This window comes from Tepidimicrobium xylanilyticum, from assembly GCF_900106765.1.
GTDB lineage: Bacteria > Bacillota > Clostridia > Tissierellales > Tepidimicrobiaceae > Tepidimicrobium > Tepidimicrobium xylanilyticum.
Genome location: NZ_FNNG01000001.1, coordinates 85,826 through 99,782, shown reverse-complemented (window position 1 = coordinate 99,782; position 13,957 = coordinate 85,826). Strand labels below are relative to the sequence as shown.

Annotated in this window: 12 protein-coding genes and 1 CRISPR repeat array; of the genes, 8 read left to right on the top strand and 4 right to left on the bottom strand. The window is 32.4% G+C overall.

Annotation, left to right across the window (positions count from 1 at the left end; translation table 11 throughout):
• The first annotated feature begins 133 nt into the window (after positions 1–133).
• Positions 134–1,072 carry a linear amide C-N hydrolase gene (locus tag BLV68_RS00400; protein WP_093749748.1) on the top strand — a complete coding sequence of 313 codons (939 nt, stop codon included), beginning with the start codon at positions 134–136 and terminating at the stop codon, positions 1,070–1,072.
• A gap of 70 nt (positions 1,073–1,142) precedes the next feature.
• On the opposite strand, the gene BLV68_RS00395 is transcribed toward BLV68_RS00400, so the two are convergent.
• Positions 1,143–2,528: a methyl-accepting chemotaxis protein gene (locus BLV68_RS00395; protein WP_093749746.1), complete on the bottom strand. Its 1,386-nt coding sequence runs from the start codon at positions 2,526–2,528 to the stop codon at positions 1,143–1,145.
• A gap of 157 nt (positions 2,529–2,685) precedes the next feature.
• Positions 2,686–3,543, bottom strand: a complete 858-nt coding sequence (locus BLV68_RS00390) for a VOC family protein (RefSeq protein ID WP_093749744.1) — start codon at positions 3,541–3,543, stop codon at positions 2,686–2,688.
• Between the two features lie 321 nt (positions 3,544–3,864).
• Here BLV68_RS00390 and guaB point away from each other — a divergent pair, with 321 nt between their 5' ends.
• Both guaB and guaA read left to right on the top strand, forming a co-directional pair.
• Positions 3,865–5,316, top strand: a complete 1,452-nt coding sequence (gene guaB, locus BLV68_RS00385; RefSeq protein WP_200773576.1) for an IMP dehydrogenase — start codon at positions 3,865–3,867, stop codon at positions 5,314–5,316.
• Between the two features lie 11 nt (positions 5,317–5,327).
• Positions 5,328–6,833: a glutamine-hydrolyzing GMP synthase gene (gene guaA / locus BLV68_RS00380; RefSeq protein WP_093749740.1), complete on the top strand. Its 1,506-nt coding sequence runs from the start codon at positions 5,328–5,330 to the stop codon at positions 6,831–6,833.
• A gap of 644 nt (positions 6,834–7,477) precedes the next feature.
• A CRISPR array of direct repeats spans positions 7,478–8,375; the repeat unit is 30 nt; unit sequence GTTATTAGATTACCTATAAGGAATTGAAAC.
• Positions 8,376–8,634: 259 nt separating this feature from the next.
• On the opposite strand, the gene BLV68_RS16205 is transcribed toward guaA, so the two are convergent.
• On the bottom strand, positions 8,635–8,904 hold the full coding sequence (locus BLV68_RS16205) for a GNAT family N-acetyltransferase (protein ID WP_093749738.1): 270 nt from the start codon (positions 8,902–8,904) through the stop codon (positions 8,635–8,637).
• A 20-nt stretch (positions 8,905–8,924) separates the two neighbouring features.
• The gene (locus BLV68_RS15340; protein ID WP_159428564.1) at positions 8,925–9,062 is read right to left on the bottom strand and encodes a hypothetical protein; all 138 of its coding nucleotides are present in this window, start codon (positions 9,060–9,062) and stop codon (positions 8,925–8,927) included.
• 336 nt (positions 9,063–9,398) lie between these two features.
• On the opposite strand from BLV68_RS15340, the gene BLV68_RS00370 reads away from it, so the two are divergent.
• The 5 genes from BLV68_RS00370 (at position 9,399) to BLV68_RS00350 (ending at position 13,956) form a co-directional block, all read left to right on the top strand.
• Positions 9,399–10,370, top strand: a complete 972-nt coding sequence (locus BLV68_RS00370) for a methionine ABC transporter ATP-binding protein (protein WP_093749736.1) — start codon at positions 9,399–9,401, stop codon at positions 10,368–10,370.
• A complete protein-coding gene (locus tag BLV68_RS00365; RefSeq protein ID WP_093749734.1) occupies positions 10,363–11,022 on the top strand; it encodes a methionine ABC transporter permease in 660 nt (219 codons plus the stop codon). The genes BLV68_RS00370 and BLV68_RS00365 overlap by 8 nt, the downstream gene beginning before the upstream one ends.
• Positions 11,023–11,042: 20 nt before the next feature.
• Positions 11,043–11,858 (top strand): MetQ/NlpA family ABC transporter substrate-binding protein, encoded by an 816-nt coding sequence (locus tag BLV68_RS00360; protein WP_093749732.1) that lies wholly within the window; start codon positions 11,043–11,045, stop codon positions 11,856–11,858.
• Between the two features lie 260 nt (positions 11,859–12,118).
• Complete coding sequence (locus tag BLV68_RS00355; protein WP_093749730.1) at positions 12,119–13,231, top strand: uroporphyrinogen decarboxylase family protein; 1,113 nt, start codon at positions 12,119–12,121, stop codon at positions 13,229–13,231.
• A gap of 53 nt (positions 13,232–13,284) precedes the next feature.
• Complete coding sequence (locus BLV68_RS00350; RefSeq protein ID WP_093749728.1) at positions 13,285–13,956, top strand: corrinoid protein; 672 nt, start codon at positions 13,285–13,287, stop codon at positions 13,954–13,956.
• Position 13,957 lies beyond the last annotated feature (1 nt).

The following is a 13,957-nucleotide window of genomic DNA, read 5'->3' as shown; positions in this document are numbered from 1 at the left end:
AACTTGTTTTTTATATTTTGAAAAAATAGACTATATGGCATTATTTTTAATACTGTATTAATTTTGATATAATTGATAATAGTGAAATCTGCATAAAGTATTATAGATGAAAATATGACAAAAGAGGGATAATATGTGTACAGGTATTAAAATAGATTACGAAGATGGGTGTGTTATGGGAAGGACTATGGATTATGAAGTTCCCTTAAACTATAATGTAATCTACTTACCAAGGAACTACAATTTTTGCAATGATTTAATGGGAAATCCTCTATATTCAAAATATAAGACCTTAGGGGTATGTTTTGAAAATAGAGATCCATTGAAAGATGGAATAAATGAACATGGACTAATGGGCATAACCAATGCCTTTGCTGGATTTAACCTCTATGATAATGAGGTAGAATTTGGGAAAGTTAATATTTCCAGTTTAGATTACTTTACCTATGCCCTTGCAAATTATAAGTCGGTAGCTGAATTGGTTGATGATTTGCCCAATATCCATATATCCACCAAGAACCATAGAGGGGAAAATGTAATATCGCCAGATTTCCATTTCATGTTTGCTGATTTGACTAAGAAATGCGTTGTAATAGAACCTAAGGGGAAGAAACTGGTCTTGTACGAAAATCCATTTGATGTAATGACCAATTCCCCCAGCTTTGAATCCCAGGTTAGGAAGTTAAAGAAGCTGATAGATTTGGATAATCTAGATGAGTTTAACTCTGCTAAAGACCTGCCGGGAGGGTATGACCCTGTTTCCAGATTCATCAAAGCCTTTTACCTAACCAAAACTCATGTTAAACCTAAAAACTATAAGGAGGCCATTGCCTATGCATATAATATAATGGGTGCAATGGCTATGCCCAATGGATTCGTAAAGAATAAAAAGTATAATTATACTACTTATACCAGATATATTTGTGTCTATGATTCAAAACATAAACTGCTAACTGTAAAATCCATGACCAATCCAATAGTCTATAGATTGACATTTGAAGACATAGAAGAGGAGAATAAGAGACAGGCTTTTTTCATTGATTCAGATTTTTTAACCGAAAGGATAAAGTAAAAGGCTCCTTAGATAAAAGTTTATCTAAGGAGTTTAGCATTAAATCTATAGATAAGAATTATGTATGGTATTATAATATTTTTTTTATTTCATCTAATAAATGGAAGATCTTCTCCGATTCTTTATCCATTCTTTTAAGTGCTTCTTCGGCTTCCTTTATATTTCCATTTTCATATGCAATGGTAGCGTCTTTTGCAGCCTCATGTAAAGCCAAATGAGGAATTTCCAATTCCTTAAAAATATCATGGTCTTTATATTTTTCAAAAGCTTTTCCATAATACCATCTTCCAAGTCTACAGTGGTTATAATCTCCAACTTCCTCTGAGTCCAAACTTTGGTAGCCAAGAAGCATATTATATACTCTCCATCTCCAATGTAAGTGGTCAATCTTATAAATATCTATCATTTCTAAATCCGTTAAGCAATATCTATTTTTTAGCAACTCCTTCCTAATTGAATCTATTTTATTGCTTATTTCGTATATGCTTTTACCTGTAGTTTCACAGCTGTTATTTAGCAAATCTGCTTCTTGGGATAAGTCTACTATATGGCTTGTAAAGGTTTCAGTTGCTGCTGTTTGTTCCTCTGTATTTGCTGCCACCTGCATTATGGATTCATTGACATTTTGAATCGAAAAGCTAATTTTTTGAAGGGATTTTAATGCATTATCAACTAATTCTTTTCCTGTATTCAATTGTTCTGATGTTTCATTAACCTTTTCAACGGCTGAATCTACATCCTGCAATAATTTTGCTATGTTTTCCCGTATATCCGATACTGAGTTTTTAGTATGTTCTGCAAGTTTTTTCACTTCTTCTGCAACAACGGTAAAGCCCTTACCTTGATCTCCTGCTCTTGCTGCTTCTATTGCCGCGTTTAGTGCAAGTAAATTAGTTTGGTTGGCAATTTCTTCTACGATTTTTACTATTTCATTTATTACATTAGTTTTTTCTTTTACCTTTTGCATTTGTTCATTTACAGTATTAATCTGTTCAAAAGATTTTTTTACAAATTCTACTGATTCAGATATGTCCTTTATGCCCTTTTCAGAAATTTGGGATGCTTCATTTGAACTCTCGGATACCATCTGGGTCATGTTAGCCACATCTTCTAAGGATGCACTCATCTGTTCACTATGTGCAGACATGGAATGTAAAGCTTTTGTTTGCTGGTGTACGCTGCTAATCATATCCTTTATTGAATCCAGCTTTGTTACCATTTGCAATAAATCATTTATATCCATAATATTTTTTCTTCTGTTTTCACATAATACGTCTATCATTTGGTTCCATTTATCTACTACGCTTTTGTCATCAATAATATTTGTATCTATTTTTGTCATTTTTCCTTCAATAATATCAGATAAAATATTAATGAGAATATCTTTATGTATGTACTCAGTCTTTTTTTCGTCTAATCCTGTGGAATTGGGCTTCTTGGGAAAAAGTTTTAACATATTGCAACCCCCTCAATAATTGGTTATTAAAAGAAATAGGGAAGGAATTAAAGATTTTTAAGGCTATAAACATATTATAACATAATTTTGTGAATATCAGTATATTTTGACAAAATAGGACCATTCCTTCTCAACTAGAGGGAATGGTTTTAATAGATTATTTTAATACTAAATGGATTTTATTGTTAGAAGGATCGGAAGTGATAAATGTATCATTCTCATTAGTTACCTCATAACCTAACTCTTCTAATCTATTTATGGTTTTAATTCTAGTTCCTTGATCTGGAAATTTTATTTGGTAGTATTTCATACCTACGCTGTTTTCATCGGGAGCTGGAATGCCTTTTCCATTCCAAATATTGAAAGCTATATGATGATGGTAAGCACCTGTAGAGGTAAAAGTAGCTTGTTTGGGTATTTTATTAACTATATTGAAACCTAATCCATCTACATAAAACCTTTCTGCTTCATCTAAATCGGATACATGAAGATGTATATGACCTATAATAGTTTCTTTAGGCATACCTTCCCAATTTTCATCCTTTCCTTCATCTATAAGGCTTTGTAAATCTAACCTAGTAGTTATCATTTCAAGAGAATCATCGATCCACTTCCATTTATTAATGGGAGTATCTGTATATATTTCGATGCCATTATCATCAATATCCTGTAAATATATGGCTTCGCTAATCCCATGATGGGATGCACCCATTAAAGGATATCTTATGTTCATTATATGGTTTAAGAATTTTCCAAGTTCCTTCCTATTTGGTAATAGCAATGCAAAATGGTACAATCCTGTTCTTCTCATCTCTTTAGGTTTAACATTTTCTGGTTGTTCCAATACAATTAGTGGATCTACTCCATTTGCTGAAACTAATGCTTTCCTTTCCTTCCTATTGATGTGCTTGAATCCCAATATTTTACTATAGAATTCAATAGAAGCGTCTATATCTTTTACCTTTAAGGATATCATATTAACATATATATTGGGACTCTTATGAAATCTTGACATATTTAAACCACCTTTAAACTTAAATTATTCATCTATATTATACCCAAAGCAATATCCCTAAACCCTTATAGGAGAATTGGAATGATTTTTATTTTTATAATATTAGGTTTTTTTCAAATCTATTTTTTGCTGCCCTAAAGCTTAAGATTTTGCAATTTTCTTTTAATTTCCCAATTAGAATAAATTTCTTGACATGGAGGATAAACTCTGTTAATTTTAAAAGAAAATATTTATTCAATATTTATAAAAAGCGATTATGGGGTAAGGAACTATTATTATTGTGGTATACTATAATTAAATAAATTGAAGGAGGAATTGAAAGTGGAAATTGTAGGAGAAGGCTTAACTTTTGATGATGTTTTGCTATTGCCAGGGAAATCGGACGTATTGCCAAGGGAAACCAAGGTAAACACTTATCTAACTAGAAATATTGAATTAAATATACCATTAATGAGTGCCGGGATGGATACTGTAACAGAGTCTAGAATGGCCATAGCTATTGCCAGAGAAGGTGGAATTGGTATAATTCATAAAAATATGAGTATTGAACAACAAGCTTTAGAAGTAGATCGAGTAAAAAGATCTGAGCACGGTATTATTACAGATCCTTTTCATCTTACCAGATATCATGATGTTTCTGATGCTTTAGAATTAATGGAAAGATATCATATTTCAGGAGTGCCCATAGTAGAAGAGGACGGTATTTTAGTTGGAATCATTACCAATAGGGATATTAGATTTGAAACGGATACTAGTAAAAAAATCGATGAAGTCATGACTAAGGATAATCTTGTAACGGGAACTAAAGAAACTACTATGGAAGAAGCTTTAGAAATTATGAAGCAACATAAGATTGAAAAATTGCCTCTAGTGGATGAAAATTATAAATTGGCTGGATTGATAACGATTAAGGATATTGAAAAGTCTATTGAATATCCAAACTCAGCTAGAGATGAATCGGGAAGGCTGTTGGCAGGAGCTGCAGTAGGAGTAACGCATGATATTATGGATAGAGTTGCTGCGTTAGTAAAGGTTAAAGTAGATGTGGTAGTGGTAGATACTGCTCATGGTCATTCTAAAGGAGTAATCGAAGCGGTAAAGAGGATAAAGTTGGAATATCCCAATCTTCAAGTAATTGCAGGTAATGTGGCTACAGCTGAAGCTACTGTAGAATTGATAAAAGCTGGAGCTGATGCTGTTAAAGTTGGAATTGGGCCTGGTTCAATTTGTACAACTAGAGTCGTAACTGGCGTTGGAGTACCTCAACTAACTGCTATAATGGAATGTGCTAAAGCTGCAAGAGAATATGAAATATCAATTATAGCTGATGGAGGTATTAAGTATTCAGGCGATATTACTAAGGCTTTAGCAGCTGGGGCTAATGTAGTCATGATAGGTTCATTATTTGCTGGAACAGACGAAAGCCCAGGAGAAGAAGAACTATACGAAGGTAGAAGATTTAAAGTATATAGAGGCATGGGCTCCATTGGGGCAATGCAATCGGGAAGTAAGGACAGATATTTCCAAGAAGATACCAAAAAATTAGTACCAGAGGGAGTAGAAGGCCGAGTTCCCTATAGAGGGCCTTTAGGGGATGTAGTATTTCAACTAATTGGTGGTGTAAGATCTGGAATGGGTTATGTTGGAGCCAGAACCATTAAGGAATTGCAAGAAAAAGCCAGATTTATAAAAATAACAGGAGCTTCTCTGATAGAAAATCACCCTCACGATATAAGTATTACAAAGGAAGCACCAAATTACAGCAGAAGATAGGAGGGCTAAATTTGATTTTAATATTGGATTTAGGCTCAAAATTTAGCCGATTTTTAGGTAGAAGAATAAGGGAATCCAAGGTATATTGCGAGATAGTTCCTTATAACTATCCTATGGAAAAGATAAAAGGCAAAAATCCAGAAGGAATTATCATCTCTGGTGAGATGCCAATAGATATAGGTGCAATAAATGGAAGTATATTTGAGCTAGGGGTTCCTGTTCTATCCATTGGATATGGAGCAGATTTATTAGTTCAAACTTTTAGAGGAAGCTCAATAAAACCTAATACTTTTAATTATAAATTTGAAACCATTAATGCAGACAAAGAAAGTTTATTGTTTAATGGATTATATGAAAGCTTGTCTTTATGGTTAGATAAAGAATATGTATTTGACAATATTCCTGAAGGATTTGAAACCATAGGATATATAGATGGGAAGACAGTAGCAATTGAAAACAGGGATAAAAAAATATATGCAGTTATGTTCCATCCAGAAATTGAAACATCTAATGAAGGGAAATATATTATAGATAATTTCCTATTCAAAGTTTGTAATGCTGCTCCAAACTGGAATATGGAAGAATTCATTGAAAACACTATAGAAGAAATAAGGAAAGAAATAGGGGACAGAAAAGCTCTTTGTGCTTTATCTGGTGGGGTGGATTCTTCTGTTGCAGCAGTACTGGTTCATAATGCAATTGGCGATAACCTCATATGTGTATTTGTGGATCATGGATTATTGAGGAAAAATGAAAAGGAACAGGTAGAGAAGGTATTTAGAGACCAATTCCATATGAATCTTATAACTGTTGATGCAAAGGATAGGTTTTTGAAAAAGCTGAAAGGAGTTACCGATCCAGAAAAAAAGAGAAAGATCATCGGAGAGGAATTTATTAGAGTATTTGAAGAAGAACAGAAGAAACTTGATGATATAGGTTACCTTGTTCAAGGAACCATATATCCGGATGTTATAGAATCGGGTTTGAGTGGAGATGTAGCTGTAAAGAGCCACCATAATGTAGGAGGCCTCCCTGATGATTATGATTTTGAATTGGTAGAACCTTTAAGACAATTGTTTAAGGACGAGGTTAGGAAAGTAGGTAGATTATTGGGAATTTCCGAAGAAATAGTGGAAAGGCAGCCCTTCCCAGGGCCAGGATTGGGAGTTAGAGTTTTAGGTGAAGTAACAGAAGAAAAGTTAAACATAGTTAGAGAAGCTGATTATATATTTAGAGACGAAATAAAAAAAGCTAAATGGGATAAAAAGATTTGGCAGTACTTTGCGGTTCTTCCTGATATTAAAACAGTAGGTATAAAAGATGGAGAAAGAACTTATACCTACACTATAGCTTTAAGGGCAATAAATAGTGTAGATGGTATGACAGCTCAATGGGTAAGGCTTCCATTAGAACTATTAGAAAAAATTTCAAATAGAATAACAGAGGAAATACCACAGGTAAATAGGGTGGTATACGATATAACCAATAAACCACCAGCAACAATTGAATGGGAGTAGTGCCTTGAATTGGTACTACTCCTAGGATACTTGACTAGAACTTTTCATCCCATATCAATTAATATAGAAAATTTCCTTTGACAAGGGAATAGTAACATAGTAATATCAAATTAAAGGACTATAAATAGATTACCCTATAAGGGATTAAAACTCTATACAGACTTGCCCAGTAATTGTATATATGCAACCTTTATAGACTACCTATAAGGAATTGATATATTGATATAATTAATAAAACTTTTTGATTATAATTGTTTTTTCATCCGTTATTAGATTACATATAAGGAATCGAAATAATGCAATGTCAGCGATTTTCATAGAATATTAGCTTATCTGTCATTTTTTGTTGAGCTATTCAATACATAGTGACCGAATAAAAGCTATATAATTTGTTTCCTCTTTATTTATTAGTGTTTTTCTATCATATAGAGAACCATTAATAATTTTAGATTTTAAGAAAATAATTGTCGTCGACCTCCAATAGTGCAGAAACCCCTGGAGATCGACGACAAACTTATTTTTTTGAAAAAACATGATAATTTCAATGATTACAGCTAAATCCATATAAAAAATATTACATTATTGTAATAATTAAATCGATTGACAAAAAATGTGAAATTAGGTAATATCAAAGTAAGTAATGAGTTATTAGATTACCTATAAGGAATTGAAACGTAGGCAATTGCTCGAAAACTTGGCTTCTCTACAAAGTTATTAGATTACCTATAAGGAATTGAAACGCGGGGGAGAGTATAGAAGGTAAGTTTATTTCTTATTGTTATTAGATTACCTATAAGGAATTGAAACGTCCAATGTATATTCCCTGGATAACTCCAATTTTAAGTTATTAGATTACCTATAAGGAATTGAAACAGGGGTGGTAAATTGATACGAGCATGGAGAAGATGGGTTATTAGATTACCTATAAGGAATTGAAACATGAATATCTATCTAACATCACTAAACGCTGAAACCCGTTATTAGATTACCTATAAGGAATTGAAACATAGTTACTCTTACCCACCTAGGAAATCTAACATATAGTTATTAGATTACCTATAAGGAATTGAAACGGGACTACAGTAGGTGGCTTTACAAGTGAAACATTAGTTATTAGATTACCTATAAGGAATTGAAACTAAAAGTATATAGTACCTATAGCTTTTCTGAATGATGTGTTATTAGATTACCTATAAGGAATTGAAACCTCATAACTTATCACCCTCCTTAGACAGTAGTGGTAAGTTATTAGATTACCTATAAGGAATTGAAACATAGAATCAATTACTGTTTCAGGCACTTGTTTGTCTAGTTATTAGATTACCTATAAGGAATTGAAACACAATACTTATCAAGCTATGACCCTTACTCATGATAGGTTATTAGATTACCTATAAGGAATTGAAACATAGAATCAATTACTGTTTCAGGCACTTGTTTGTCTAGTTATTAGATTACCTATAAGGAATTGAAACACAATACTTATCAAGCTATGACCCTTACTCATGATAGGTTATTAGATTACCTATAAGGAATTGAAACAAAAAGTCCAACCCTTCAACTTTAATTTGTTTTATTTGTTATTAGATTTACCTATAAGGTATTTGTATTTATGAATTAATGTTTAGTTTTTTTTGATTAACAGTTTTTTATTTTTATTTAAAAAAAGAAAAGTAGCACTGAGTATTTGTGCTACTTTTTGAATTAGATAGAGTTTAAGATAGTCTTCCTATATATTTATGGCAACTGTTTAAATATATTAAATTTCTTTTTTATAACTACTATTTTTACTGCATAACCATTAGAATGTGTAACGATTTTTTTCCTTATAAACAGTGTATCCAACAGATTGGTATAATTGTATATTCTGTGGAATGGACATTTGAACCCTGTACCAAATTTCTGTTATCCTATGTTCTTTGGCGTAATTTTCAAGCCATGATAGAATAGATTTGGCTATTCCTCTTCTTCTTGCTTCAGGACAGACTGAAAGTCGAAAGAAGTATAGAGATTTTTCACCAAATTTAAATCTTACAGTATCATGGGGAACATTTATCAGAAAGTAAAGCAATGCTTTTTTAGAACCATTTCCTAATACGCCTTTTCTATGGAGCTTATAATTTCATTAAGTGTACCTGATGGAACATCAATATTTCTATACTCCTCAAAGACTGATAACATTATTTCATGAATTAAAAGAGCATCTTCTACATTTGCTAATCGAATCACGAAATCCTACCCCTAAATTTTTGTGACGAGTTGTGGATTGATTAATTTTATAATATCTGACTTTAGTATATAAAATATTAATTTGAATGGAAATATTAGCAATGTTATAATTTCAAGTGTTGTCGAACATTGTCATATTTATAAATTACTTAAGTTAGAGAGGAGGAGATTTTTTATTCAATTAAATTTAGTAGTCACCTGGAGTAAAACTGATTCTACCCATAACGTTGAATATATCAAAATGATTAACATAGCAAATGATATATTTATTGATGGAATGAAGACTTAGAAAAGTAATAAAATTGAAAACTAGTTTTATCATTTGGAGGAATAAAATTGATAGAAATCAAAGGATTATCTAAGTTTTATGGAGACATAAAAGTATTAGATGACATAAGTTTAGAAATAAAAGAGGGAGAGATTTATGGACTTGTAGGTAGAAGTGGTGCTGGTAAATCAACTCTTTTGAGATGTATTAATAGATTAGAAGATTTTCAATCAGGAAGTCTTAAAGTTGATGGAGTTGAAGTAAGAGATTTAGAGGGTACTAAATTAAGAGAATTTAGGAAAAATATCGGGATGATTTTTCAGAATTTTTCATTGATGCAACGAAGAAGTGTTTATGAAAATATAGCCCTTCCAATGGAGTGCTGGGGATATAATAAGGATGAAATTGATAAGAGAGTTAGAGAGTTGGCTGAAGTAGTAGAAATTACAGATAAGTTAAGTTCAAAACCTAGGGAACTTAGTGGTGGGCAGCAGCAGAGAGTGGCTATTGCAAGAGCATTATCATTAAATCCTAAAATTCTTCTATCAGATGAAGCAACTTCTGCATTAGACCCTAAGACTACGGACTCAATTTTATCATTATTAAAAAGGATTAATAGAAATCTTGGTATTACAATAGTAATTGTTGCACATCAAATGTCAGTAATAAAACGAGTTTGTGACAAGGTATCAGTGTTGGATCAAGGGAAAATAGCATTGGATGGAAAAGTAGTAGATGTATTTTTACATAAACAAGATGAGATAAGAGAAATTTTTGGGGGAGCAAATAAAATAGCACTTCCAAGTACTGGGATTAATATTAGAATTATTGTCCCTGAAGAGGGGGAATCCAATAGAATAATTTCAAGAATGGCGCAAATATTGAACGTTGCTTTCTCTATCCCTGTCGCTAATATTGAGCAATTTAAAGAACGTACAATGGCACTATTTGTAATAAATGTTGAATGTGAAAACTTTAATAAAGTAGCTGAATTTCTTGATTATCAAAATGTTACTTGGGAGGTTGTAGAAAATGAATAGAGATCCTCTACAACTAATTGTGAAAATTGTAATGCCTGCATTTTTAGATACTTTATATATGGTAGTAATAGCTACTACTATTTCTACTATAATTGGGTTTTTCATTGGAATCATTCTTTATGTGACAGATAAAGATGGACTAAGACCAAATGCGAGCATATATAAGGTTTTAGATGCAGTTGTAAATATGATAAGGTCATTTCCATTTATAATACTTGTTGTTTCAATAATACCAATTACTAGAGCAATAGTTGGAACTTCCATAGGGAAAAATGCAGCGATTGTTCCTTTGGTATTTGCAGGCTCACCTTTTATTGCAAGATTGATTGAAGGTAGTTTAAAAGATGTTGATAAGGGTTTGGTAGAAGTTGGAAAATCTTTTGGGTTATCTCATACTCAAATAATTTTCAAAATCGCAGTTAAAGAAGCTGTTCCTACTATTATAAACAATATAACTTTTGCTACAGTTGCAATTTTAGGTACTACAGCTATGGCTGGTACAGTTGGAGCAGGAGGACTGGGAGCAACAGCAATAACTTATGGTTATCAAAATTTCAATGATACTATAATGTATGGAATAGTAGTTATTTTGATTATCTTAGTACAACTAATTCAATTGGTTGGGTGTAAAATTTATAGGAAAAAAATATAAGGTTTTAGGAGGAAGAAAAAATGAAGAAAGTTATTAAGATTATTTTATTAGCATTGATGAGTTTGATGCTTTTATCAGCTTGTAGTACAAATTCAAAGAAGGTTGATGAAAAAGACAAAGGTGAAAAGAATAAAATAATGTTAGGTGTTAGAGCAGATGGCCTCGATATGGCTGAAGCAATAAGAAAAGATGTTGAAGAAGCTGGGTATGAACTAGAAGTTATTACATTTGAAGATAGTATTCAACCAAATGTTGCACTTGGAGAAGGAGGTATAGATGTGAACTGGTTTCAACATAAGCCATATTTAGATAGTTATAACGCTAGTAATGGGACAGATTTTGTAATGGCAGAACCATACACTCATTACCCTATTTTTGGGATGTATTCTGAAAAATATGATTCAGTAGAAGAGATTCCCGATGGTGCAAAAATAGGTTTATGTAATGACAGAGCAAACCAGACTAGAGGATTACTAATGCTTCAGGATTTAGGATTAATTACATTAGATGAATCTGTTGATGAACCCACTATTTATGATATAGTAGAGAATCCACATGATTTTGAATTTATAGAAGTTGAGATGAGTGTGTTACCTAGATCTCTACCTGATTTAGATGCGATAATACTTGCAGGTGCACATATGAATAATGCAGGATTTGATGCTTCGACCTACATAGCAGAATCTAAAGATGGGCCAAGCTATCCATTAGGATTTGTAACCAGAAAAGAAGATGCTGACGCACAATGGCTAAAGGATTTGGTAGAATGTGCTACTAATAGCGATAGTTTGAGGAATTATTACAAAGAGGAAGGGTCACTTATTCCTTTGTTATAGCAAACGAAAATCTAAAAAGATAGAATGCTGTTGCACCTAATGAAATCATATATTTTGCATAAAACAATATCAGTTCAAATTTTTGAACTGATATTGTTTTATAAAGCAAGTTTATTAACATATATAAATTTTATCAATAAGAATTATTCTGTTATTTACATATTCAATTTTATTAAAAATACCGTTGTGATAAAATTTTAACGGAAGGAAGAAAAATTGAGAACTAGGAACGGGATATAAGAGTGAATGGGGGTATTATTATGGATTATAGTGAACTAAAGCTTAAAATGAAAGAAGTAAAATCAGAAATGACACCATCTGAAAGGATGAAGAAGTATTTAGCAGGGGAAGAAGTAGACCATATTCCATATGGCTTGATTTCATTATATGAGGCCTTGTCTGAAATATACGGATATACTACCAGCCAATTGAACTCTGATTTTAATATATTTGCGGAAATTATTGAGAGAGCGAGAGAAGATTTTGGTTTAGAAGGTGTCAATATAGGCTTAAGACTTCGGGCCATGGGAGCAGCTATGGGGTCAACCCTTAACTATCCAGAGCATGGTATTGATCGTATAGAAGAACATATTTTGCAGGATTACAATGATTGGGACAAAATGGTTGAAATAGACCCATATAATAACAGAGTTTTGACACCAATGCTGGAAAAAGCAGCTAAGGTGAGAGAAAGATTTCCTGACATGTCCATAAGTACAGGTGTTGCAGGTCCAATATCTACTGCAATCGCTATCCGTCCTATTGAGAAAGTTCTAAGAGATACAAGAAAGAATCCAGAGAAACTAAAAGAGTTAATTGCCCTTGCTGTAGATAATTCCTTAAAATGGGTTGAAGCTTTCACTAAAGAATTTGGGCCAGGTATAGTTTCCATATCAGATCCTGTTACATGTACAGATATTTTAAGTCTAAAGCAATTTGAGGAGTTCTCTTTTCCAGAGCTTAAGCGACTTATATTAGGAATTAAAGAGATTACAGGTTTGAAACCTTCTTTACACATTTGTGGACATACTAAAGGTATATGGAATTATTTAAAAGGATTAGAAATATCTTCTTTCAGTGTAGACAACTGTGAAGACCTCGGAGAAACAAGTGAAATTTTAGGAGATACAATGACTATTGTGGGAAATGTTCCACCAGTAGATATTTTAAGAAATGGGACAATTGATGATGTCATAGAAAGTGTGAAAGAATGTATCCAGAAGGCTGCTAAATCACCAAAGGGATATATTATTTCTAGCGGATGCCAAGTGCCTTTAGGGACACCAAAGGAAAACCTAGAAGCATATGTTTATGCAGTAAGAACATATGGCAGAGGCGCTAAAATTGGTGAAATGCCTTTGGGAATGATGTAAAGAATTAATAATTTTCTAGATTAAATTTATTAGAAAATTAGGAGGTATAATAAATGGCAAGATTAAAGGAAGAATTATTAAAAGAATTATCAGATTGTGTTTTTGAAATGGAAGATGAAAAGGTTATAAGTGTAGCACAAGAATATATAGATATCGGATATGATCCGCTAGAAGGTATTACAGAGGGATTAGTTGATGGAATGAATAGGGCTGGAGTAATGTATGAAGAAGAGGAATACTTTATAACTGATTTATTAATCTGTTCAGATGCCATGTATAATGGATTAAATATATTAAGGCCCCATTTACCTCAAAATAAACTTGAAGGAGAAAAGACTTATAAATGTGTCATAGGAGTTGTTGAAGGCGATACCCATGATATAGGGAAGAATCTAGTAAAAATCATGTTGGAAACTGCTGGTTTTGAAATTTATGATTTAGGACGAGATGTACCTTTAAGAAATTTCATTGATAAAGCCAAAGAAGTAGATGCTGACCTTATCTGTTTATCAACTTTAATGACGACTACTATGCCTGGCATGAAAAAAGTAGTTGAGATGCTTAAAGAAGAGAATATGTATGGAAAAGTAAAAGTAATGATAGGCGGTGGCCCTGTATCCCAAGCATACTGCGATAAAATCGAAGCTCATGGTTATTCACCCAATGCAGTAGAAGCTGTTAAACTAGCAAAGTCATTAGTCGGTATGGGTATTCCAGCGAAATAAA

Bases quoted from the DNA above. Each gene is read 5' to 3' on its own strand.
- BLV68_RS00400 (WP_093749748.1), top strand. From the start codon at position 134: ATGTGTACAGGTATTAAAATAGATTACGAAGATGGGTGTGTTATGGGA.
- BLV68_RS00395 (WP_093749746.1), bottom strand. From the start codon at position 2,528: ATGTTAAAACTTTTTCCCAAGAAGCCCAATTCCACAGGATTAGACGAA.
- BLV68_RS00390 (WP_093749744.1), bottom strand. From the start codon at position 3,543: ATGTCAAGATTTCATAAGAGTCCCAATATATATGTTAATATGATATCC.
- BLV68_RS00365 (WP_093749734.1), top strand. From the start codon at position 10,363: ATGAATAGAGATCCTCTACAACTAATTGTGAAAATTGTAATGCCTGCA.
- BLV68_RS00360 (WP_093749732.1), top strand. From the start codon at position 11,043: ATGAAGAAAGTTATTAAGATTATTTTATTAGCATTGATGAGTTTGATG.
- BLV68_RS00355 (WP_093749730.1), top strand. From the start codon at position 12,119: ATGGATTATAGTGAACTAAAGCTTAAAATGAAAGAAGTAAAATCAGAA.
- BLV68_RS00350 (WP_093749728.1), top strand. From the start codon at position 13,285: ATGGCAAGATTAAAGGAAGAATTATTAAAAGAATTATCAGATTGTGTT.